The 22663-nt window shown below is 38.3% G+C and carries 29 protein-coding genes; 27 read left to right on the forward strand and 2 right to left on the reverse strand.

Features of this window, described 5'->3' with window-relative positions:
• Positions 1–87: 87 nt before the first annotated feature.
• From BLP50_RS02515 to recN, 12 genes are all read left to right on the forward strand, one after another.
• A complete protein-coding gene (locus BLP50_RS02515; RefSeq protein ID WP_090150484.1) occupies positions 88–855 on the forward strand; it encodes an SDR family NAD(P)-dependent oxidoreductase in 768 nt (255 codons plus the stop codon).
• Between the two features lie 33 nt (positions 856–888).
• The gene (surE, locus tag BLP50_RS02520) at positions 889–1605 is read left to right on the forward strand and encodes a 5'/3'-nucleotidase SurE (RefSeq protein WP_090150487.1); all 717 of its coding nucleotides are present in this window, start codon (positions 889–891) and stop codon (positions 1603–1605) included.
• Between the two features lie 38 nt (positions 1606–1643).
• Entirely contained in the window at positions 1644–2021 is a 378-nt protein-coding gene (locus BLP50_RS02525; RefSeq protein ID WP_090150490.1) for an Asp23/Gls24 family envelope stress response protein, read from the forward strand.
• 110 nt (positions 2022–2131) lie between these two features.
• A complete protein-coding gene (gene nusB, locus BLP50_RS02530) occupies positions 2132–2554 on the forward strand; it encodes a transcription antitermination factor NusB (protein ID WP_090150493.1) in 423 nt (140 codons plus the stop codon).
• Positions 2554–3759: an exodeoxyribonuclease VII large subunit gene (gene xseA / locus BLP50_RS02535; RefSeq protein WP_090150496.1), complete on the forward strand. Its 1206-nt coding sequence runs from the start codon at positions 2554–2556 to the stop codon at positions 3757–3759. The genes nusB and xseA overlap by 1 nt, the downstream gene beginning before the upstream one ends.
• Before the next feature lie 23 nt (positions 3760–3782).
• Positions 3783–4007: an exodeoxyribonuclease VII small subunit gene (xseB, locus tag BLP50_RS02540; protein ID WP_090150499.1), complete on the forward strand. Its 225-nt coding sequence runs from the start codon at positions 3783–3785 to the stop codon at positions 4005–4007.
• A 1-nt stretch (position 4008) separates the two neighbouring features.
• Positions 4009–4905, forward strand: coding sequence for a polyprenyl synthetase family protein (locus tag BLP50_RS02545; protein WP_090150958.1), 897 nt, complete (start codon positions 4009–4011; stop codon positions 4903–4905).
• Between the two features lie 8 nt (positions 4906–4913).
• Positions 4914–6782, forward strand: coding sequence for a 1-deoxy-D-xylulose-5-phosphate synthase (gene dxs / locus BLP50_RS02550; RefSeq protein ID WP_090150502.1), 1869 nt, complete (start codon positions 4914–4916; stop codon positions 6780–6782).
• A gap of 18 nt (positions 6783–6800) precedes the next feature.
• The gene (locus BLP50_RS02555; RefSeq protein WP_090150505.1) at positions 6801–7598 is read left to right on the forward strand and encodes a TlyA family RNA methyltransferase; all 798 of its coding nucleotides are present in this window, start codon (positions 6801–6803) and stop codon (positions 7596–7598) included.
• A complete protein-coding gene (locus BLP50_RS02560) occupies positions 7598–8443 on the forward strand; it encodes an NAD(+)/NADH kinase (RefSeq protein ID WP_090150508.1) in 846 nt (281 codons plus the stop codon). The genes BLP50_RS02555 and BLP50_RS02560 overlap by 1 nt, the downstream gene beginning before the upstream one ends.
• Positions 8444–8902, forward strand: a complete 459-nt coding sequence (argR, locus tag BLP50_RS02565; protein ID WP_090150511.1) for an arginine repressor — start codon at positions 8444–8446, stop codon at positions 8900–8902. It abuts the gene before it with no gap.
• Between the two features lie 72 nt (positions 8903–8974).
• A complete protein-coding gene (gene recN, locus BLP50_RS02570; protein ID WP_090150514.1) occupies positions 8975–10654 on the forward strand; it encodes a DNA repair protein RecN in 1680 nt (559 codons plus the stop codon).
• Here recN and BLP50_RS02575 read toward each other — a convergent pair.
• Complete coding sequence (locus BLP50_RS02575) at positions 10651–11163, reverse strand: SprT-like domain-containing protein (protein ID WP_090150517.1); 513 nt, start codon at positions 11161–11163, stop codon at positions 10651–10653. The two genes, recN and BLP50_RS02575, sit on opposite strands and share 4 nt — an antisense overlap.
• A gap of 220 nt (positions 11164–11383) precedes the next feature.
• On the opposite strand from BLP50_RS02575, the gene BLP50_RS02580 reads away from it, so the two are divergent.
• Positions 11384–12328, forward strand: coding sequence for a TIGR03943 family putative permease subunit (locus tag BLP50_RS02580; protein WP_090150520.1), 945 nt, complete (start codon positions 11384–11386; stop codon positions 12326–12328).
• A gap of 79 nt (positions 12329–12407) precedes the next feature.
• Positions 12408–13169: a hypothetical protein gene (locus BLP50_RS02585; protein ID WP_090150524.1), complete on the forward strand. Its 762-nt coding sequence runs from the start codon at positions 12408–12410 to the stop codon at positions 13167–13169.
• A 1-nt stretch (position 13170) separates the two neighbouring features.
• Here the strand turns inward: BLP50_RS02585 and BLP50_RS02590 are convergent, their stop codons facing one another.
• Positions 13171–13506 (reverse strand): winged helix-turn-helix transcriptional regulator, encoded by a 336-nt coding sequence (locus BLP50_RS02590; protein WP_090150527.1) that lies wholly within the window; start codon positions 13504–13506, stop codon positions 13171–13173.
• Positions 13507–13656: 150 nt separating this feature from the next.
• Here BLP50_RS02590 and BLP50_RS02595 point away from each other — a divergent pair, with 150 nt between their 5' ends.
• The 13 genes from BLP50_RS02595 to BLP50_RS02655 all read left to right on the forward strand — a co-directional run bounded on the left by BLP50_RS02595 (position 13657) and on the right by BLP50_RS02655 (position 22656).
• Positions 13657–13872, forward strand: coding sequence for a 4Fe-4S binding protein (locus BLP50_RS02595; RefSeq protein WP_090150529.1), 216 nt, complete (start codon positions 13657–13659; stop codon positions 13870–13872).
• Positions 13862–14449, forward strand: coding sequence for a 4Fe-4S binding protein (locus BLP50_RS02600; protein WP_090150533.1), 588 nt, complete (start codon positions 13862–13864; stop codon positions 14447–14449). The genes BLP50_RS02595 and BLP50_RS02600 overlap by 11 nt, the downstream gene beginning before the upstream one ends.
• Positions 14450–14459: 10 nt before the next feature.
• A complete protein-coding gene (locus tag BLP50_RS02605; RefSeq protein ID WP_090150536.1) occupies positions 14460–16151 on the forward strand; it encodes an FAD-dependent oxidoreductase in 1692 nt (563 codons plus the stop codon).
• 182 nt (positions 16152–16333) lie between these two features.
• Entirely contained in the window at positions 16334–17008 is a 675-nt protein-coding gene (locus BLP50_RS02610; RefSeq protein ID WP_242869202.1) for a peptidoglycan recognition protein family protein, read from the forward strand.
• 44 nt (positions 17009–17052) lie between these two features.
• Complete coding sequence (locus BLP50_RS02615; RefSeq protein WP_090150539.1) at positions 17053–17970, forward strand: J domain-containing protein; 918 nt, start codon at positions 17053–17055, stop codon at positions 17968–17970.
• Positions 17971–18010: 40 nt separating this feature from the next.
• The gene (locus BLP50_RS02620; protein WP_090150542.1) at positions 18011–18328 is read left to right on the forward strand and encodes a hypothetical protein; all 318 of its coding nucleotides are present in this window, start codon (positions 18011–18013) and stop codon (positions 18326–18328) included.
• 22 nt (positions 18329–18350) lie between these two features.
• Positions 18351–19040, forward strand: a complete 690-nt coding sequence (locus BLP50_RS02625) for a hypothetical protein (RefSeq protein WP_090150545.1) — start codon at positions 18351–18353, stop codon at positions 19038–19040.
• A 19-nt stretch (positions 19041–19059) separates the two neighbouring features.
• Positions 19060–19365 carry a hypothetical protein gene (locus BLP50_RS02630; protein WP_176753658.1) on the forward strand — a complete coding sequence of 102 codons (306 nt, stop codon included), beginning with the start codon at positions 19060–19062 and terminating at the stop codon, positions 19363–19365.
• Positions 19366–19519: 154 nt separating this feature from the next.
• A complete protein-coding gene (locus BLP50_RS02635) occupies positions 19520–20200 on the forward strand; it encodes a DUF6796 family protein (RefSeq protein WP_090150548.1) in 681 nt (226 codons plus the stop codon).
• Positions 20201–20223: 23 nt separating this feature from the next.
• On the forward strand, positions 20224–20868 hold the full coding sequence (locus tag BLP50_RS02640; RefSeq protein ID WP_090150551.1) for a class I SAM-dependent methyltransferase: 645 nt from the start codon (positions 20224–20226) through the stop codon (positions 20866–20868).
• 3 nt (positions 20869–20871) lie between these two features.
• Positions 20872–21516 (forward strand): L-2-amino-thiazoline-4-carboxylic acid hydrolase, encoded by a 645-nt coding sequence (locus BLP50_RS02645; protein WP_242869203.1) that lies wholly within the window; start codon positions 20872–20874, stop codon positions 21514–21516.
• A 100-nt stretch (positions 21517–21616) separates the two neighbouring features.
• Positions 21617–21991, forward strand: coding sequence for a C-GCAxxG-C-C family protein (locus BLP50_RS02650; RefSeq protein ID WP_090150554.1), 375 nt, complete (start codon positions 21617–21619; stop codon positions 21989–21991).
• Between the two features lie 113 nt (positions 21992–22104).
• Positions 22105–22656: an NAD(P)H-dependent oxidoreductase gene (locus tag BLP50_RS02655; protein WP_090150557.1), complete on the forward strand. Its 552-nt coding sequence runs from the start codon at positions 22105–22107 to the stop codon at positions 22654–22656.
• The last annotated feature ends 7 nt before the right edge of the window (positions 22657–22663 follow it).

Genomic DNA, 22663 nt, shown 5'->3' on the forward strand with positions numbered 1-22663 from the left:
CTTCAAATATGTTAATATTAAAGTGATTTAAATGGATTACTATTATGTATAAAATCTACTAATTTTATGAAAATAAAGGGGAAAACTATGAAGACTGCACTTATTACAGGAGCAACATCTGGAATCGGTCGTGAGTTTGCTATTCAGCTTGCAGAGAAAGGCTATCGACTTATTGTTGTAGGCCGCCGCGTGGAGCGCTTAGAGGAGATGAAATCGGAATTATTGGTTCCGGTTGAGATTATTCCATGTGACTTATCTAAGAAAAAAGAATGTTTTGAACTTCTTAAAAAGCTTGAAGATGAAAATATAGATGTCTTCATTAATAATGCTGGCTTTGGCCTTGCAGGCTCATTTATTGAGACTGACATCAAAAAGGAAGTTAACATGATTAAGGTTAACGATATTGCCATGCATATTTTATTCAAGGGCATCCTTCAGAACATGAGTGAGGTGGGAGAGGGAAACATATTAAATGTATGTTCATCAGCGGGACTTCTTCCAGCAGGACCTTATATGGCAACTTACTATGCTTCAAAAGCCTACATGGTTAGTCTTACAAGAGCTGTTGCAAGAGAACTGAAAGAAGCAAGGAGCAACATTAAAGTCAGCGCACTCTGCCCTGGACCTGTGGATACAGAGTTTAATGACACAGCGGATGTGGTATTTGCTCTAAAGGGTATCAGTGCAAAGCAATGTGTAAAAGAAGCAATACAAGGGATGAAAAAGGGCAAACTAATTATAGTTCCTTCTATTAAAATGAAGCTTGCTACCACATTTTCTCATTTACTTCCATATTCTGCCCGAGTGATGATTACTGGAAGACAGCAAAAGAAAAAGCTTGGTAATCAGCAATAAGGACACTACTTTATTTCAATACAAGGAGATGTTATGAGAATACTTATTACTAACGATGACGGAATAGAGGCATCTGGAATTATTCGTCTTGCTCATGCCGCAAGGGAATTTGGAGAGGTTTGGGTGGTTGCACCTGAGAGTCAGCGGAGCGCAGCAAGCCACAGCATTACTCTTCATAATGAGATAGATATTTATCCTTATCCGGATTTTCCGGTGGAGGGTGTTCATGCATATTCATGCAGTGGTACACCTGGGGATTGTGTGCGAGTAGGAAGCTTGAGTGTGATGCCAGCAAAGCCTGATATTGTTCTTTCTGGGATTAATTTTGGCTACAATGTTGCATCAGATATTCAGTATTCAGCTACAGCGGGAGCTGCCTTTGAAGCCAGCTTCCAAGAGTATCATGCCATTGCCTTATCTGAGGGCTGCAATGGTCATGAGGTGACTGATAAATACATAAAAGACATATTAAAAAAGCTTATAGATACGCCCCTTGACCCAGGGTTTATTCACAATGTGAATTTCCCAGACTGTCCATTGGGAGAATGTCAGGGTATTTTATATGATAGAAAAGTATCTAGAGGAATGTTCTATAAGGACCATTACAATGTAGTAGAAGAGCTTGATGATGGCGGTATTCGCTATGTGGTTGAGGGAGTGTATAGCCCTGAGGCAGAACAAGACACAGACTTTCACGCCATACTTAACAACTATGTCTCGGTCGGTGTTGTAAATAATGTTGGTTACTGATATAATTACGATAGTTTTTCTATATTTAGGAGGCATATATGGCAGAGAATAAGAATTTTGTTATAAATGTTAAGGGCTCTGAGGGCGTTAATATTTCTGAAGAAGTAGTTGGTATTATCGCAGGTCTTGGCGCTGCTGAGGTAGATGGCGTTGATTCACTTGCTGGTAATCTTACACTTGATACAATTTCCAAGGCTGGCATGGGTAGACTTTCAAAGGCTATCAAGGTCGTAGATGCTGACCCTGGTAAGATCATTGTTAGAATGGCTATTAATATGAAGTATGGCTACGAGATTCCAAAGGTATCTAAGCTTGTTCAGGAAAAGGTTAAGCAGGCCGTTGAGACAATGACAGGACTTGAAGTTACAGCAGTAGACATCCGCATTGCAACTGTTAGCGTTTCTTCTACTAACTAATGTAGGATTGTTTATTTTTTATTCATGATATTGTATAATTATGGGGTGCTATTCATTGGATAGCACCCTATTATTAGCTATAAATAGATATTTTTTAGGAGTAATTATAAATGAATAGACACGAGATTAGAAAAGAAGTATTCAAGGCCGTTTTCATGAATGAGTTTCATGATACTGAGGAGATGGATGGCATTATTGCTACCTTTTTAAAGGGCCGCGATATTGCCGAGACAGAGGATCTTGCTAAGAACAATAAGACTCCAGAGGACGAAGAATACATCAAGACTAAATCAGAGGACATCATCTCTAAGATTTCTGAGATTGATGAGCTTATCAACAAGTCAGTTGACGGATGGAAGACTACACGTATGGCTAAGGTAGACCTTACACTTATCAGACTTGCATTATATGAAATCAAGTTTGAGAACATCCCAGTAGGTGTTGCTATCAATGAGGCAGTTACACTTGCAGATGAGTTCGGTACAGATAATTCCGCTGGTTTTGTTAATGGAGCTTTAGCTAAACTTGTATAATGAATAAAAATGTATACAGTGTTTCAGAAGTAAATACATACATCGAGAGAATGTTCAAAGATGATTTTATGCTTGGAAATCTTTCCCTTAGTGGAGAGGTTTCCAATTGTAAATATAATCATACTGGACATATTTATTTTACCCTTAAGGACGATGGGGCAGCTATTTCATGTGTTATGTTTGCTGGCAAGAGAGCCAAGGGCCTTAAGTTTCAGATGAAGGATGGGGACCAGATAGTGGTCACCGGTTATGTGGGAGTATACAAGCCCTACGGAACCTATCAGGTCTATGCCAATGAAATAGAGCTTGCCGGAGTTGGCGATTTATTTGCAAAGTTTGAGGCGTTAAAAGCAGAGCTTGAAGAGACTGGCATGTTTGATGCCATGTATAAAAAGCCACTTCCTACTCACGCCATGAAGATAGGGGTTGTCACTGCGCCTACAGGAGCTGCTGTCCACGATATTATTCGCGTATCCAAGTCTAGGAATCCTTACGTGCAGATAGTGCTTTATCCAGCGCAGGTACAGGGTGAGGCTGCAGCGCCATCTATTGTTGCTGGTATTCAATGCCTTGATGAGATGGGTCTTGATGTGATTATCGTGGGACGAGGCGGTGGTTCCATCGAGGACTTGTGGGCCTTTAACGAGGAGATTGTTGCCAAGGCAATTTTTCATGCCACTACACCGATTATTTCTGCTGTTGGTCATGAGACAGATTTTACCATTGCAGATTTTGTAGCTGATAGAAGAGCGGCTACACCATCACAGGCAGCCGAATATGCCAACTTCGTATATACGGATTTTGCTAATGAGATTAATAGATGCTCGGATAGATTAAATAGAGCCTTAGACTATAGACTTGAGTCTTACTCAGAGAGACTTAATAATCTTAAGCTTAGACTTCAGTTGCTTCGTCCGGAGAACAAGATAAAGGCTAATCAGGAGAAGCTAGAACAGTTATCAATTCGTCTTAACAATTTGATGAATGCTAAGATAGACCGACTTGAAAACAAATTGGTTGCTGTTTCCGGCAGGTTAGATGGCCTGTCACCAGCTAAAAAGCTTGCTGCAGGTTTTGGATATGTGACTGATAAAGCAGGCAATAGAGTCGATTCCGTTAAGGCACTATCAGTTGGAGATAATATTTCAATCAGGGTTAAGGACGGTTCAATAGAAAGCCAGATTACTGGTCTTTTAGAGGTTTAGATCTACTATAGATAGGAGAAGAAATGGCAGATACTAATGAAAATACAATAGAGCAGAGCTTTGAGAAGCTAGAAGAGATCATCACTAAGATGGAATCATCTGATGTTTCTTTAGATGAGTCTTTTGCTCTCTACAAATCAGGCATGGAAGAGTTACAGCATGCCAACTCAAAAATCGAACAGACTAAGAAGGCTGTACTTGCAATTAGCAAGGAGGGTGGCCTAGAAGTATTTGAAGGGGATGAATAACATGGATATCAAAAACGAGCTTCTGGTTAGAGCTGAGTCTGCTGAGGATGTAGTTTGCAGATTCCTGCCTGATGTGGAGGGGCATCAGGGGATGATTTTCGATGCCATGGAGTACAGTGTTACAGCTGGTGGCAAAAGACTTCGTCCTATTCTTATGAATGAGACATATATCATGTTCGGTGGCAAGTCAGATGTGATTGAGCCATTTATGGCAGCTATCGAGATGATTCATACATATTCACTAGTGCATGATGATTTGCCTGCCATGGACAATGACATGCTTCGCCGTGGCAAGCCTACTACACATGCTACCTATGGAGAGGCCATGGGTATTCTTACTGGAGATGCACTTTTAAATTATGCTTTTGAGACAGCACTAAATGCCTATGATGCAGAGGATGCTGATGTCAGTGCCATCACATCTGCCATGAGGATTCTTGCCAGAAAGGCAGGGGTATTTGGAATGATTGGCGGTCAGGTTGTTGATGTTATGTCTGAGAAGCATCAGCTTGATATTGACGAGGAAAAGCTTCATTTTATTTATGAGCTTAAGACTGGCGCCTTGATAGAGGCTTCAATGATGATTGGCGCTGCACTTGCCGGAGCCAGCGAGGAGGAGATTACTACAGTTGAGTCTGTAGCATCTATGATTGGTATGGCTTTCCAGATTCAGGATGATATTCTTGATATAGAGGGTGACGAGGCTAAGCTTGGCAAGCCAATTGGCTCAGATGAGCGCAATGAAAAGAGTACTTATGTTACTTTCGCTGGTATAGAAAAATCAAAACAAGAGGTAAGACGTCTTACAGACGAGGCCATTGATAAATTAAATAGCCTTCCAAAGAAAAATGAATTTTTGGTAGAGCTGCTTAATTATCTCGTTTACAGAGACAACTAGGAAAAGTTATGGTTCTTGAAAAAATAAAGCAACCTAATGATATTAAAAATTTAACAGAGGATGAGCTTAAGCTTCTTCCTGATGAGATTAGGAATTTCCTTATAGAAAATCTATCAAAGACTGGCGGTCATTTGGCTTCCAATCTTGGCGTTATTGAGCTTACTATGGCTCTTCATTTGCTTCTTGATTTTCCTAAGGACAAACTTATATGGGATGTTGGACACCAGGCATATACACACAAGATTCTTACTGGTAGAGCAGATGAGTTTGAGCATCTGAGACAGTATGGAGGTATGAGTGGTTTCCCTAAGCGTCAGGAGAGCGATTGTGACAGTTTCGATACAGGCCACAGTTCTACATCACTTTCTGCAGCACTTGGGTATTGCATGGCTAGGGACCTTCAGGGTGAAGACTACAAGGTGGTTGCTGTTATTGGTGACGGCGCCCTTACAGGTGGTCTTGCTTATGAGGCTCTTAACAATGCTTCCCAGCTTAAGAAATCAAATTTCCTCATTGTACTTAACGACAATGAGATGTCTATATCTAAAAATGTTGGTGGTATGTCTACCAATCTAGAAAGACTTAGGACAAGCTCTAAGTATTTAGGACTTAAAAACAACGTCCTTTCATCTTTGGAGTCATGGCCTCACGGAGAGCGTATCATTAGAAAGATTCGCAGTGCTAAAAATGGTATCAAGTCTCTTATGGTGCCTAATATGGTATTTGAGGATCTGGGCATTATGTATTTGGGCCCTGTAGATGGCCACAATGTTAAGGCTATGCTTGATACTTTCAAGATGGCCAGCAATATAGAAGGACCGGTTTTAGTTCATGTTATTACTAAAAAGGGTAACGGCTATGAGCCTGCTGAGAGACATCCATCTCGTTTCCATGGTACAGATATTTTCGAGATAGAGACAGGACTTCCACAGAGGAGCAGCAATCCTGGATATACAGATGTTTTCTCAACAGTTATGAGAAAGATGGGAGATAGAAATCCTGAGGTAGTTGCCATTACTGCAGCTATGGCTGATGGTGCTGGCCTTAAGCGATTCAGGAATATGTTCCCTGATAGATTTTTTGATGTAGGTATAGCAGAGGAGCATGCAGTTACATTTGCTGCTGGACTTGCACTAGGTGGCAGAGTTCCAGTATTTGCAGTGTATTCTTCATTCTTGCAGCGTGCTTACGACCAGATTTTAGAGGATGTTTGTCTTCAGAATTTGCATGTTATATTTGCAATAGATAGAGCAGGACTTGTTGGTGCTGATGGTAGCACTCATCAGGGTATTTTTGATGTGAGCTTTTTATCTTCTATGCCAAATATGACAGTGATGGCTCCAAAGAATAAATGGGAGCTTTCTGATATGATGAAGTTTGCAGTGGCATACGACGGACCGATTGCTATTAGATATCCTAGAGGAGAGGCTTACTGTGGCCTTAAGGAGCATCGAGCTGAGATAGTACTTGGCAAGGCTGAACAGATTAAGGCTGGTAAGAAAGTTATGCTTCTTGCTCTTGGTTCAATGGTTAAAAGGGCAGAGGAAGTGGAGGCACTTCTTTTAGACCATGGCATTGATGCAGGTATCTGCAATGCTAGATTTGCAAAGCCACTTGATGAGCAGTACATCAGAGGACTTGCCAATGACTATGATTTGATAGTCACTATGGAGGAAAATGTTTTAACTGGTGGATTTGGCCAGCAGGTACAGACATTCCTTGTGGATAATGGATATAAGGGACAGGTACTTAAGATTGCTGTGCCAGATGAATTTGTTCAGCACGGCAGTGTGACCCTTTTATTTAAGGAGCTTAAGATGGACGCCCAGTCTATTGCTGAGCGAGTATTAGATGCTCTTGAAAATAGACCAAATTAGATTTTATAGGATGTTAAAATGAAAGAAAGACTTGATGTTGTATTAGTAGACCGTGGTTTTGCACCTTCTAGAGAGAAGGCTAAGACCATGATAATGGAGGGCAATGTTTTCGTTAAGGGTAATCGCGAGGACAAGGCCGGCACTAAAATAGACGTAGATGCTGATATTGAGATTCACGGACAGCAGCTTAAATATGTTAGCCGTGGTGGACTTAAGCTTGAGAAGGCTATGACTCATTTTGACATCACATTAGATGGCAAGGTGTGCATGGATATTGGAGCATCTACTGGCGGGTTTACTGATTGCATGCTTCAAAATGGTGCATCAAAGGTATTTTCTGTTGATGTAGGATATGGACAGTTTGCTTGGAAATTAAGACAGGACCCTAGAGTTGTCTGCATGGAGAAAACTAACATCCGTTATGTCACTTTAGATGACATAGGAGAGCAGCTTGATTTTGCATCTGTGGATGTTTCATTTATCAGTTTGACCAAGGTACTTGGACCTGCAAAGGCTCTTCTTAAAGAGGATGCTGAGATGGTTTGTCTTATCAAGCCACAGTTTGAGGCAGGCAGAGAAAAGGTCGGCAAAAAGGGCGTTGTCAGAGACCCAGCAGTCCATGAGGAAGTTATTAATACCATTATTGATTTCGTTACTGAAATCGGTTTTCATGTTCTTCACTTGGAGTATTCTCCAATTAAGGGACCGGAAGGGAATATAGAGTACTTGATTCACATTTCGACTTTGGAAAAACAGGGGGAAGCGATTGATGTGTCTGCAGTAGTGGCTGCGGCTCACGGTAGCTTAGACAAATAATGAAGAATTTTTTAATTGTTGCACGTTCATTTAGCGATTTACATGAAGAATATATTGGGATAATCACTGATTATATTAAGAGCAAGGGCGGTATGTGTATCCTTGATTTGGCTACTTGTCCAGATAGCTCTGAGGCTGAGGTGACAGTTGATGACAATATAGAGTGTATTATCACTGTAGGCGGTGATGGTACAGTTGTCAGAGTGGCACAAAATGTTACCAATCGCAAGATTCCTATCGTAGGTCTTAATTGTGGACATCTGGGTTATCTTTGCGATATGACAGTTGACAATGTTATTCACTGTCTTGATCAGTTGCTTAGCGACAATTACAAGATTGATGAGAGAATGATGTTAGAAGGGGAGTGTTCTAGCGACAGCAATAATAAGTTCAGAGCACTTAATGATATAGTGGTTGCATCGGAGGCAGCAGGACTCTATGTTCTCAACCTTACTGTCAAGGTCAATGGAATTCAGCTGTATTGCCACAATTGCGATGGACTTATTGTTTCAACACCAACAGGTTCTACAGCATATAATCTTTCCGCAAATGGACCTATAGTTAGTCCACATGCTGATTGTATTATTCTTACACCTATCAATCCACATACCCTTAATTCAAGAAGTATTATTCTTTCTTCTAATGATGAGGTGGAGGTATCTATTTCAGCCCGTCATGAGGAGGATAATGCTAAGGCTAATGTTATTTATGACGGTACACTTAGACAGGTCCTTCTTAATGAAGATACTCTTAAGATATACCGTTCAAAGACTACATCCCATATGGTGATGCTTGAAAATGTTAACTTCTTAGAGAGAATAAGAGCACGAATGCAGGAGATTTAAATGAAGATTGAGAGACAAACCAAGATTCTAGAATTGATTGTAAAAAACGAAATAGGAACACAGGAGGAACTTACAGCAAAGCTTGAGGAAGCTGGCTTTAATGCTACTCAGGCTACAGTCTCACGTGATATCCGCGAGATGAAGCTGACAAAGGTAGCTGATGCTTCTGGCAAGCTTCGCTATGTTGCATTTAAGACCACTCAGGATGATATGAACGAGAAATATATTCGTATTTTCCTAGATGGATTTGTTTCTATGGACAATGCTACAAATATACTTGTTGTAAAGACTGTTTCGGGTATGGCAATGGCTGTGGCGGCAGCACTTGACCATATGGATTTTCCTGAGATAGTTGGCTCAATTGCTGGTGATGATACTATTATGTGTGCCGTAAGAACACTTGATGATACAGTTAATCTTATGGGCAAACTTAAGAAAATTATTGACCGCAGCAAATAGATTTTGACTATAGATTAAAGCTATGGGGCTTTGATTTTAGATTTGAATATAGGCGTAGAAAAGGAGAATAATATGCTTGCTAGCTTGCATGTGAAAAATTTAGCGCTTATCGATGAAGAAGAGATTATATTTTCAAAGGGACTTAATATCCTTTCAGGTGAGACAGGTGCTGGTAAATCTATTATTTTAGGTGCACTTCATCTCAGCCTTGGTGACAAGGCTTCAAAGGATTTTCTTAGAGATGCAGAATCTGAGGCTTTTGTTGAGGCGGTTTATCTTATTAATGATGAGAAGACAAAAGAAGCTCTTAGAGCTCTAGATGTTGAGCCTTACGATGACGAGGTCATCATGAGCCGCAAGATTACAGAGTCAAGGAGCGTTGGCAAAATCAACGGAGAGCAGGTTCCTGCTTCTAAGCTCAAAGAGGTGGGGGATATCCTTCTTGATATTTACGGTCAAAAGGAGCACCAGTCACTTCTCAACACCCACAAGCATATGGAGCTTTTGGATGAATTTGCAAAAAATGATATAGGTGATTTAAAGAAGAAAATCGCAGAGAGCTATGGACAGTATAGAGCTCTTATAAAGGAGCTTGATGAGGCTAAGGCTAGCGATGTATCTAAGGAGAGAGAGATAGTTCTTTTAGATCATGAGATAAATGAAATTGAGTCTGCTCAGCTTAAAATAGGTGAGGATGAGGAGTTGGAGGACGAGTACAGACGCTTGTCTAATTTCAGCAAGACTATGGAATCATTTGGCCGAGCTCATGAAGCAATGGCTGGTGATGGAGGAGCATCAGATGCTCTTAGTAGCGCTATTTCAGAGATTCGTCATATTGAGGGAATTGATGAGAGAGCACCAGAATTCTTAGCTATGCTTAATGATGCAGATAGCATTATTTCAGATTTTAACCGTGAGCTGTCAAGCTACATGTCAGATGCAGCTTTTGATGCCAATAGATTTAATGAGGTAGAGATTCGTCTCAATGAAATCAATAGATTAAAGGACAAATATGGTCCTACTATTGAGATTATCTTAGAGGAGCTTAAGAAGCGTCAGGATCAGAAGGCTAAGTTCGAATCTTTTGATGAGTATTTAGCTGACCTTAAGAAAAAGGTGGATGATGCAACTGCCGAGCTTTCTGCACTTTCTGATAAGCTTTCAGATATCAGACATGCTTCAGCTAAGGTTCTCTCTAAGAAAATGCAGGAAGCTATGAGCGACTTGAATTTCTTGAATACTGGGTTTGATGTAGAGTTAAAGCGACTTGACCATTTTACAGACAACGGTGTAGATGACGGTCAGTTTGTAATCTGCACTAATCCAGGTGAGCCACTTCGTCCACTTAAGGATATTGCTTCAGGTGGTGAGATGAGCCGAATTATGCTTGCCATCAAGACAGTACTTGCTTCAGGCGGCGGCATTGATACACTTATTTTCGATGAGATTGATGCTGGTATTTCGGGAAGAACAGCACAGGCTGTTTCTGAGAAGTTGTCTACTGTGGCATCAGCACATCAGGTTATCTGTATTACTCATTTGCCACAGATTGCAGCCATGGCTGATACTCATTTCTTAATTGAGAAGAATGTGGAGAATGGTCATACAATCTCTGGAATCAAGAAGCTTCATTCTGATGAGGCTGTACCGGAGCTTGCCCGTATGCTTGGTGGTGCTCAGATAACAGAGGCAGTTATGGAAAATGCCCGCGAGATGAGAAAGCTGGCTCTTGAATATAAAAAGAATTCCTAAGCCATTTTCTTTTGCCAGGCAACAGCACCGCATCTGCCGCATCCGTATTTACGATAGTTTTTAGTAAACTGACTATCACGTTTTCTGTAGATGGTTGCACCGCAGTTGCCACAAGTAAATATATATTTGATAGCCATAGAGGAGTTGGACTTGTAGTCTTCAACTCCTTTTTCTATGCCTGTTGTTACACGCTTGATATTGTATCCATATACCTGATTCATAACCTCAGCATAGTATTTCCACTGGCCAGTATGCTTCATGCAATTCCTGCAGGTATGTAAAATCTCATGAATAATAGTTTCTTTGCAGGATTTCTCTGTAATCCTATCGTCAGTAAGAAGAGTCTCAGCTATTTGGATTTCAAAAGTCTTGTCAGGATTTTGCTTGCAAAGTCCCCATCTACTTTTTGCTCTTTTATTAATAGTCCATGAGGTGATATTGCCAGGCTTAATGCCTACATGGGTTACCTCCTTCATTGATTCAGTTATCAGTCGATTAAAATCTTTCATAGTATATACGGTTTACATTTTACCTTATTAGATTATTGCTTTTGTATCCAGGTTATTATATCTATTTTGGCACAAAAGAAAAATATTTAATTTAGTCATCAATGAATTCAATTTAGTCAAAATAGGTGGAAATGACTAAATTAAAAGGTTATTAATAGATTGACACCTTGTGTTAAGACACATATACTAAAATGCAACAGTGTTGCAAATTAGAAAGAGGGTGGACATTATTAACACAGGTGTTTATATTTTTGCTGGATTTTTAGAGAGCGGTAAGACTACAGCATTACAGGGTGTTTTGACGAGAAATGCTGATGTGATTAACAAGGAAAATAAATCAGTTATTATCTGTACTGAGGATGGAGAGGAAGAGTACGATAGCAATCAGCTTGAAGAGATTAATACCTCAGTAGTTATGATGGAGGATGAGGAGTCTTTTGATCTAGATTATCTAGAGAAGATTCAAGAAGATTATTCTCCAGCAACAGTTTATATAGAGTTTAATGGAATGTGGGACTTGAAGAAATTCATAGAAAAGCCCATGCCAGAGGGGTGGATTATTATGAATGTATTTACCCTTGTGGATGCTACCACATTTGAGATTTATTTGACAAATATGCGTCAGGTCATTATGAATCCAATCAGCGTTTCAGATGTCATTTTATTTAACAGATGTACAGAAAATACTAAAAAGGGAGAGATTAGAAGACCTATCAAGATTTTAAATCCAAATGGTCAGCTGTTTTTCTCAAGAATGGATGGTTCCATAGATGATGGAATGGAAGATTTTCTCATGCCACAGGAGGATGGCATTGTTCATGTGGAGGAGGATATTTTCTGCTCTTGGTTTGTAGATTGTATTGAAAATCCTGACAAATATTACGGCAAGCGTGTGGCATTTAAGGCTATGGTTACCTCGGGAAAGGGACTTTCTGATAATCAGTTTTATGTGGGGAGGCTTGCAGCTATTTGTTGTCAGGCTGACGCCCAGTTTATTGGATTCATAGCTGAGGCAAAAGAAAATAGGCCTAATGACAAGGATTGGATTGAGATGGAAGCTACAGTAGAAAGAGGTCAGCTTAGTGAGGGCAAGCAGATTATTCTTTTAAATGCAAATTCTATCAAGCAGGTAGATAAGCCTGAGGATATTTATATCTATGCATAGATTCTAGCCATATAGCAACAGTGGCATTATGTGATATACTTTAGGTACGTTATGCTAGTTGTTAAAGGGGATTGAGTTTATGTACATAAATACGAAGAAACATTATCTTTCAAAATCAATATATATTTCTGCAGGAATAGGACTTTTGGCTCAAATCGTAAATGCGGTTTCCAGAATATTTTTTGATGCAAAAGTTGCTGAGCCGGATATGCTAAATCAGGTTATTTTTATTGTTAGCATGGTTCTGCAGGTGGTAGTTATTCTTGTGATTATCTTTGTTTTTAGTTATTACATCCGTCAGATGCGGCATATAGTGCGTTTAATGAAGGACGATGATTCTGATGAGATGGCTATTTTACAGAGAAAATATATACCAGATGATATATCTACTTTAAAGGCAGAAGCTATTTATCAGCTGTTAGAAATTTGGGCGTCGATATTTGTGTTTGTACAGATAATGTCCCTGGTTTCCAACTATGAATACAGAAGTCTAATTCGAAGACTTTCTCAGCTTATACCTCTTGATACTTATGAGAATGCGGTAAAATTTTACGATATATATAACTCAACACATGGTTTTAAGTATATCGGTATGTTCGCCGCCCTTATCATTGGAATATTTGTAACTGCCGTCTTCTTAAAAGATAGATTTCTAAAGATTGTCACTGTCAGTGTGACAGGAGTCTTTATGCTGGCATTTACAATTTTTCAGATGATTACTTTTGAAACTAATTTTAAAATCATAAGTATCGTATGGACTTCCATTATTTATCATGGCCTAGAAACCATAGGACTTATATTATTTGCAATTTACTTATCTAAGAACTACAAGGGGCTTTAGATTATAGATTCTTCTCGCCCCATTTTTTAAGCTCTAATAAAATTGGTATGATGCTTTTTGCCTTGTCAGTGAGAGAGTATTCTACTCTGACAGGCATTTCATCATATTGCTTTCTGATGACCATTCCAGTTTCTTCAAGCTCTTTTAGAGAGTTGGCTAGCATAGTATTTGTAATGCCAAATACAGCACGTCTTAAGTCACCATATCTGACTACTTCATCCTTATCGATGACGCAAAGTATCATTATTTTCCATTTTCCACCAACGATGTTAAGGACCTTCTTAAGGCCACAGTCCTCACCGGCAATATTGTCACATAAAGGTTCTTTTTTACTCATATCTGACATCCTTTCTATTTGTTTCTGGTCAGTTTTTTCTGACTAGGTTAATAAATTCTGCGTACTTGATATATTTTTCGTACCACATATAATAAACTCATCAATTGATAAACGCAACAATAAAAATAGAAAGGTGTCTGATATTTAAGAATGGTTAGAAAAAAAGCTAATCCAGACAGGTGCATATGTGTAGCTTGTGGAGTCTGTGTAGGACAGTGTCCAAAGGGCGCAATATCAATATATAAAGGCTGCTATGCTTTTGTTGATACTGAAAAATGTGTTGGATGTGGTTTATGCGAAAAGGCATGTCCAGCAAATGCGATTTGTTTGGTAGAAAGTGATTCGGAGGTGGCATATGGCAAATAGTAAGAAGAAACACTGGTACAGTTACCTTTGGATTTGGTCAATAGTATATTTTGCATTAGGATTTTTCAATATCTTATTTGCATGGCTTGGAATGATTGATTTTATTTTGCCTTTGATTTTTGCAATAGTAGGTGGCAACAAATGGTTCTGCAACAATATGTGCGGACGTGGACAGCTGTTTTGGGTGTTAGGTAGAAATCTAGGATGTTCAAGAAAAAAGCCGGCTCCTAAGTGGGTGGCTTCAAAATGGTTTAGATATGGCTTCTTAGCATTTTTCCTAACTATGTTTGGAACCATGGTGTTTAACACATACCTAGTATTTACAGGGGCTGGTACTTTAAAGAAGGCAATTAAGCTTTTCTGGACTTTTAAAGTTCCATGGCAATGGGCATATTCAGGAAGCATTTTCCCTGACTGGGTGGCTCAGTTTGGATTTGGATTCTATAGTTTAATGCTTACATCCACACTTATTGGCTTGATTTTTATGGTTCTATATAAAGAACGTACCTGGTGTTCATTCTGCCCAATGGGCACTATGACTCAGGGGATATGTCAGATAAAAGCAAGAGAAAAATAGGAGGTAGGTTTTGGGAAAGACAGTTATTATCGGTGGTGTAGCTGCAGGTGCAAGCGCAGCAGCTCGCCTTAGAAGATTAAAAGAAAATGAAGAAATAATACTTTTTGAAAGAGGAGAGTATATTTCATACGCTAATTGTGGTTTACCTTACCATGTGGGAAATGTAATTGAAAATCGTAGTGATCTTTTGGTTACAAAAAAAGAAATGATGGAGAGCAGATACGCTATTGATGTAAGAATTAATAGCGAAGTAACATCTATTAATCGTGATTCAAAAAGTGTTCACGTGGTTACAAAGGATGGTCAGGAATATGATGAATCCTATGATAATTTAGTAATTGCCACAGGATCTTCACCAGTTCGACCTGCAATTTCTGGAATTGATTCACCTAAAGTGAAGACTCTTTGGACTGTGCCAGACACAGATGAGATTAAGAAATATATTAAGGAAAATAGTGTTAAATCAGCTACGGTTATTGGTGGAGGATTTATTGGACTTGAAATGGCAGAAAATCTCTATGGGCTTGGTATTGATGTGACAATAGTAGAGGCTTCAAATCAGGTAATGGCACCAGTTGACTACGAGATGGCTCTGCTTTTGAATGAGAACATTCGTGACAATGGAGTAAAATTAATTGTCAATGATGGGGTTGATAGCTTTGTGGACACTTCAGAGGGAATCAAAGTAAAGCTTTCAAGCGGAAAGACTGTTTTGTCAGAGCTTGTGATTCTTTCTATTGGTGTAAAACCAAACAGCAAGTTAGCTGCTGATGCTGGACTAGCTCTTAATGAAAAAGGCGGAATAATCGTTGACAGTCACATGAGAACAGAAGATGAGTCAATCTATGCAGCTGGAGACGTAGTTGAAGTAGAAGATTTTATTTTTAAAGATAAAACAATGGTTCCACTTGCAGGACCTGCAAATAAGCAGGGAAGAATTGTAGCTGATAATATTGCAGGACTAGACTCAACTTATACAGGAACACAAGGCTCATCAGTTGTAAAAGTCTTTGATTTAAATGTGGCAACAACAGGAGCAAATGAGAAGGCTCTTGTAAGAAGAGGGCTTGTAAGAGATAAGGATTATACATCAGTGATTCTAACTCAAAATTCTCATGCAGGATATTATCCAGGGGCAAAGCCTATGATAATAAAGCTTCTTTTCTCTATAGATGGAAAGAAAATCTATGGTGGACAAATCGTAGGAAAAGATGGAGTGGATAAGCGTATAGATACACTTGGTACAGCGATTAGATTTGGTGCTACAGTAAAGGATTTGACAAATTTAGAACTTGCTTACGCACCACCATTTTCTTCTGGAAAAGACCCTATAAATATGGCAGGTTTTGTAGCTGAAAATGTAGTAAATGGGCTTGTAAAACAGGCTGTATGGAATGAGGCAGATACTGATAAGGAATCAGTTGTTTTAGATGTTAGAGAACAGGCTGAGCTTGATGTTTTTGCTATTGACGGTGCTGTTAATATTCCTCTTGGTCAGTTAAGAAAACGTATAAACGAATTGGACAAGAATAAGAAGTATATCGTCCTTTGTGCAATAGGTGTGCGTGCTTATAATGCCTATAGAATTCTTGCACAAAATGGTTTTGAGAATATTAAGCTTTATCCAGCTGGAGTTAGATTCTATTCTTCGACCCATAGAAACTTTGAGGAAGTTAATGAAGAATTTGTTTGTAAATACTAGAATTGTTTGTATTAATTATTATCCTTAAATAATCATTTATAGAAGAAGGACTTCGATTATTGAAGTCCTTTTTTACTTTTTATAAATAATGTTGCATAGATTTATGATTATGTGTATTATACTATGTAGTACAGATAGTACAGTCGGCTGATTATATAGATTTTATTTATAAAGAGGGAATAATGGATAGAAGTTATAGGTATTACGATTACAACGATGATTACTACAGACGCCGCCGGATTGCAGCTAAAAGAAAGCGCAGACGTCGTAGAAGAATGATACTGTTAGTAATTGAGTTTTTAATATTAGTAGGATTTGGATATTTAGGATTACAGTTTTTTAAGCCGGAAGAAAAAATAGATAGACTTGAGGTGGCAAAGGAGTCTGAGATACCTGACTGGATTACTGTAGATATTATTGATGAGGGTAATCCGTCTAGGACAGGGCTACCACTAGATGGTGTTAATAATATAGTGGTTCACTATGTGGGCAATCCAGGTACTACCGCTGAGCAAAATAGAAATTTTTATAATCAAGAGGATTCTGATGTATGCTCACATTTTGTTGTGGGGATAGATGGAACTATTATTATGTGCGTTCCTCTTGATGAGCGTTCATCTGCAAGTAACGATAGAAATCACGACACTATTTCTATAGAGGTTTGTCATCCTAGAGTAGACGGTGAATTTACTGATGAATCCTATGATGCATTGATTAAGCTAGTGGACTGGCTTTTGGATGAGTTTCATATGACACCTGATGATGTAATCAGACATTATGACGTTACTGGAAAAGAGTGTCCTCTTTATTTTGTACAACATCCAGATGCTTGGGAGAAATTTAAGGAAGATTTGTAGTATAATTTTCATTGATAGTAAATTGTTTACAAGGATAGATATCAATGAACAAATCTCAGGCGAGAAAGATTCTCGGGTTAGATGGCTCAGAGAATGAGCGAGAAGTAAAAAAGAAATATCGCAAACTTATGCATGATCATCATCCAGATAGCAGCGGCTCATCAGATGGTGAGATTGCAGCGAAAATAAATACTGCCTACGAGCTTATAATGAAAAGCTTTGATGGTGGAATAGTAACGACTTCTAGCAAGAGCAAGAAGTCTAAAAAGAAAAATTGGAATGCAAAAGAAAACAAGAATGCCTACTGTGTTAGACCTATTTTTCATGAGGTTGAGGATTTTGATGGCAACAGTATTGGGACCATTGAAATAGCCCGTGGCAAATATGTCTGGACAAAGGACGAGGAGTTTTCTTTATTTTTAAAAAGTCTATATGAGACCAGCAAGGAACTGCTTGAAAATGCAAGACCTACATTATTTTTTCAGGTTCCAGATGTGATAAAGCAAAAGTATCTAGCAGACCTTACATATCTGCTAACAGGTCAGTTTATTGATAGTGCTTTGACATTGAAGGAATTGGGAGTGCTTGATATTGATGCTTACAAGATATCTGCAATGGTTGAGCTGGGAGCTGATGTTGTAGTTCCCAAGGTTGGCACTACGCTTTATCCTGCTGGTATTTCTAATCATCGCCTTTATCTTAGAAACAAGGTGTCAGAGATTGTGGGATATCTTAGTTTCAAGGATGATAGGCTCTATTATGTTATAATCCCTTTATTAGAACAAAAGCGAGCTCAAGTGAAAATGGTAGTTGCTGATAAGACCCTTAAGTCTAGAACGAGGAAGAGATACGTGGATTTAGATTTATGGATTAGGCTGATTGATGCGGAGACATCAGCAGTTGAGAGCACTAATTTAAAAATCGATGAGTTGTTGAAAAAATACGGCAAAGAAGGATTCTGATTTGAGGCTTGTGTTGAAGTAACTATTGGTAGAGGAGAATATGGATTTTAAAACTCTTGAAGAGAAAATTGACGAATTAAATCATATTAATCCAAATGCAAGCAATGCAAGTAGGGAAAGGTATATGCGCTTATATCATTTGATTTATGAGGCACTTCTTGAAATGGAAAGCAAAGGGGTAATTGCTATTTCTCCCAAAGATAAAAGCCTTAGTTATTTAGAAGAATTGCTTATAAATGATGGGCCAGAGTTTTCCTATACATTTGTATTTTGGAAAAGATTTAGATTTTGGAAGAAGTACAAAATCGGTGTATGTGTTAGAGGATTACCTATATGCAGGCCATTGACTGATGATTAATTATAATTCTTAGGAGAATAAAATGAAAATAATATTTATTGGAAATAGCCATACCTATATGAATGACATGCCACAGCTTCTTAGTGAGATGGTAGAGAATGTAACTAGCGAATCCTGTGAAGTTTTCATGCTGGCATATTCTGGAAGATCTTTGAAATGGCATATTGATGAGGAATATTTCTCTGAGAGATTTAACATATTACATGGTAATTATGACTATTGTGTTATTCAGGAACAGGCTCACCCAATGCCAGAGGAGAGTGATACATTTATCTATGCTTCAAAGATAATTGAGCTTTGTAAAATGGCTAAGACAGTTCCTATAATATTTGAAACATGGGCCGAGAAAGCAAAGCCTGAAAATCAGCTAGAAATGAATAATAGATACAGAAAGCTAGCTAAGGAGCAGGATGTATTACTTGCACCAGTAGGTGAGGTTTGGAGTGCAGCAAGAGAAGAATTAGAGGCCAAATATGATGCAGATTTATATTATGTGGACGGTGCTCATGCATCAGCAATAGGTGATTATCTTGTTGCTACTGTTCTTACAAAGGTAATAACAGGCAAATTACCATCTTCTGATTTTGTTAAGACATTTGATTTTAGTTTGCCAAACGATGACTGGAATTCTGTTAAAGAAAATGTGGATGAGGAAATAATGTCAGTGCCACTTGATGTGGCAGCTACAATCAGGAAATATGTTTCTGAATAAATAAAAAGGGAGAGTTTAAATGTCATACGAAAATCCTAGAAAATCCCCCCTCAGCAGGGAACTTTATAGCACACTTGTGGAGGATGGTTATTCAATTGAGTTTGCTACATTGATAACTGATAATCTAAATACTGATTTTACTGCCGGTAGGATGCTTGGATATTTGGCACATTATGACCATCTGCCAGAGGTGGAAATAGCAGATGAGATGTTAGCAATACTTTCAGATAGGAAGCAGTTTATGGATAAAAAGGCCGCTGAAAGTTACAATGCTGCATGGAACAACTATATGCAGGCAGGAATATTTGATGATATTGATGAATAGATTGATTGGACCAGCTGAGGCTGGTCTTTTTTGTTGGAGAAATATTAATGAGAAAAATGTGATATATAATTAGGATAAATGGTTAGATATATCTAACCGAATGTAGTAATATATAATTAGTTTTTTACAAATAGAATTATGTGAGGAGAAATACATGAAAAAATTATCATCTAAACAAAAGATATTAATGGGTTGTGTATCAATGATTCTTGCCATTATCGGTGATTATTTGCTTGGATTTGGTACATTTAATGTATCTACAGCACCAAATGCGTATAGGGGAATTCAGTGGAATGTAATTGCAGATTGGAGACTGGCAATTTCTTCTATTCTTGGATTTGTTTGTGCGCCAGTGTTTTATGTTGCAGTGGTTGAAGTACTTAAAGTAATGACTGAAAAGGATAATCTTGGGGAGTCATTTTTATTTAAGCTTTTTAAATATGCTAACTGGGCAGGAGTTTTTTATTTTGCTTTTATTCATATATGCATATGTATGTTGGTAGTAGTTTTTAATGCGGGAATGGGAGTAACAGGTGATGTAGTTAGTTCTGTTGATATGATGATTAGAGTCTTGAAGAGTATAGCAATTCCACTTTTAGCTGGATATATAATATGTGATTTGGGAGTCACTGTAGCTTGGATTGGAATGGTGCTAAAGGGGATGATTCCTGTAAAAAAGATACTTCTAATCTGTAATCCACTTATAATTGCTATCCTTGGAAATGTTGCCAATTATTTAGCAGATGGACTTGATTCCGGATTTGAATCACTTGGTTGGCTGCTTATGTATTTGGTATGTGCAGTATCATTAACCAAAGATACTAGAGAAAATTAACTGTACAGAGAGGAAAAAAATAAATGAAGACATCAAAGGAATACAAGGATTTAACAATAAAAGAATTTACCAAAGCAGCAGACATTTATGAGTCAGGTGATGCGGGGATTTATGAGATATGTAAGGAAGACTATCCTTATATTGCATCTGAACTTGAAAAAGAAGAATATGAAGATTTGCTGGATTGTGGTTGTGGCACCGGTCCAATGATATCTCTTTTATATGAGAAGGATTCCAGTAAAAAATATACAGGACTTGATATTACACCGAGAATGATTGAGGTGGCAAAGAATAAAAATCTAGAGGGTGTCAACTGGGTTGTGGGAGATTGTGAGAATCTTCCCTTTGAAGAAAATAGTTTTGATGCAATCATTTGCTCAAATAGTTTTCATCATTATCCTAATCCAGAAAAATTTTTTGAGAGCGCTAAAAGGGTATTAAGACCTGGTGGAAGGCTCATTTTACAAGATTACACTGCTCCAAAATTCATACTCTGGATTATGAACCATACGGAGATGCCTTTGGCTAATTTAATGGGCCATGGAGATGTAGGGGCCTATTCATTAGATCAGGTTCAGCAGTTTTGCGATTTGGTTGATTTGAAGGTTGAGAAGCTTAAAAGGGAAAAGAAAATGCGTTTACATCTTGTTGCCAGAAAGAAGGTATAAAATATGATGAAATATACAGGCACGTACATAACACTATTTCCAATACTTCTACGTAAGCATCTTGCAAGGCAGTTTGGAAAAGGGGTTACAAAAAAAGCTATTAAAGGTGCAAAGCCAATTTATAAGCAGATGCTACAGAAGTGTGATGATATTGGCTTTGATAATCCTATGGCCAGCAATATCTACATGTGCTTTGTTTTTTTGGCAATATGGGAAGCATCAGAGGGGGCTATAGACTTAGAGGGATATAGAGCAGTTATTAAAAATTTCATGACTAGTTTTCCTGTCAGCAAGTTTTTAGCAAATGGAGATATTAATGATCCTAATACTTTGGCCCTTGCCAAGGAAAAGTTTCACAAAATGCAAGAATGGGCAGATGCACATCCGGAATATAGGGACAAAACCTGGGATTTTAATTTTGATGAAACAAAGCATAAAGATGGTAGCTATTATCATTTTACAAGATGTCCCATAGAGGCTTTTGCAAGAAAGAATGGATATTTAGAAATACTGCCAGTGTGTTGTGAGATGGACTATTACCTTACAGAGGCTAAGCATGGTGTCCTTCATAGAGACTACACCCTAGCAACAGGGGGCAAAATATGTGATTACTGGATTGTTCCTGATAAAATAACGAATCCTAGATGAAAATTATTGATGTAGTATGTTATTATATGTATGCGTTTATCAATGATAAATTAACCTCATGCAGTTTTAGATTGCATGAGGTTTTTAAAAGGAGTTTTTTATGGAAAGAAAAGAATTAGCGGTTGAATTAAAGCATAATGGATGCAACTGTTGTCAGGCTGTACTATTAGCATTTAAGGATGAGCTTGGATATTCGGAAGAAGAATTAAAAAAGATGGGCGCATCATTTGGTGTAGGCATGGGTTGCATGGAGGCAACATGTGGGGCTCTTATTGGAGCCCAGATGATTCTTGGAATGAAGAAATATGAGGGCAAGCCAATACTTAGGGATGCTGCTACATTGGCTAAGGATTTCGCTGAGACATGCGGAGCTACAATTTGCAAGGATTTAAAAGGCGTTGAGACTGGCGTTGTGAAATGCGAATGCGACGACTGCGTAAGAAATGCGGTAGAGGTTTTATTAAGAAATTCTTAAATTAAATAATGATTGTCTAAAGCTCGCATTTTGCGAGCTTTATTTATATACTATAATTTAGTACAGATATAAGAACGTAAGGAGTAGCGTATATATTTAAGTGGGGTAAATGGATGGTTTTGTTTATAAACGCATGTGTGCGAGCTGAGTCTAGGACGCTACAGCTTGCAAAGGCACAACTTGCGCGGATTTCAGATGATTATATTGAGATTAAGTTGGTGGATGTGACATTTCCAAAGATTGATGAGTCATTTCTATCAAAAAGAGATAGTCTTATTGCGAATAAGAAATTTGATGATGACTTATTTGCTATGGCCCGACAGTTTGCAGATGCGGATACCATTGTTATAGCTGCGCCATATTGGGACTTGTCATTTCCAGCTATGGTGAAGCAGTACTTAGAGTTTATTAATGTAGTAGGGATTACGTTTGAGTACACAGATGATGGATTACCAAGGGGATTATGTAAGGCTAATAAGCTATATTATGTCATGACAGCGGGCGGAAATTTTGTTCCTGAAGATTTTGGATATGGATATGTTAAGACACTTTGCCAAAGTTTCTACGGTATTAAAGGTGTAGAGCTTATCAGCGCAACAGGACTTGATGTATATGGGGCTGATGTATCCCTTATTCTTAATGAAGCGGTTAATATAATTAAATAATTATATA

Origin of the sequence: Pseudobutyrivibrio sp. AR14 (assembly GCF_900101325.1) — a bacterium.
In the GTDB taxonomy this organism is placed as follows: Bacteria; Bacillota; Clostridia; order Lachnospirales; family Lachnospiraceae; genus Pseudobutyrivibrio.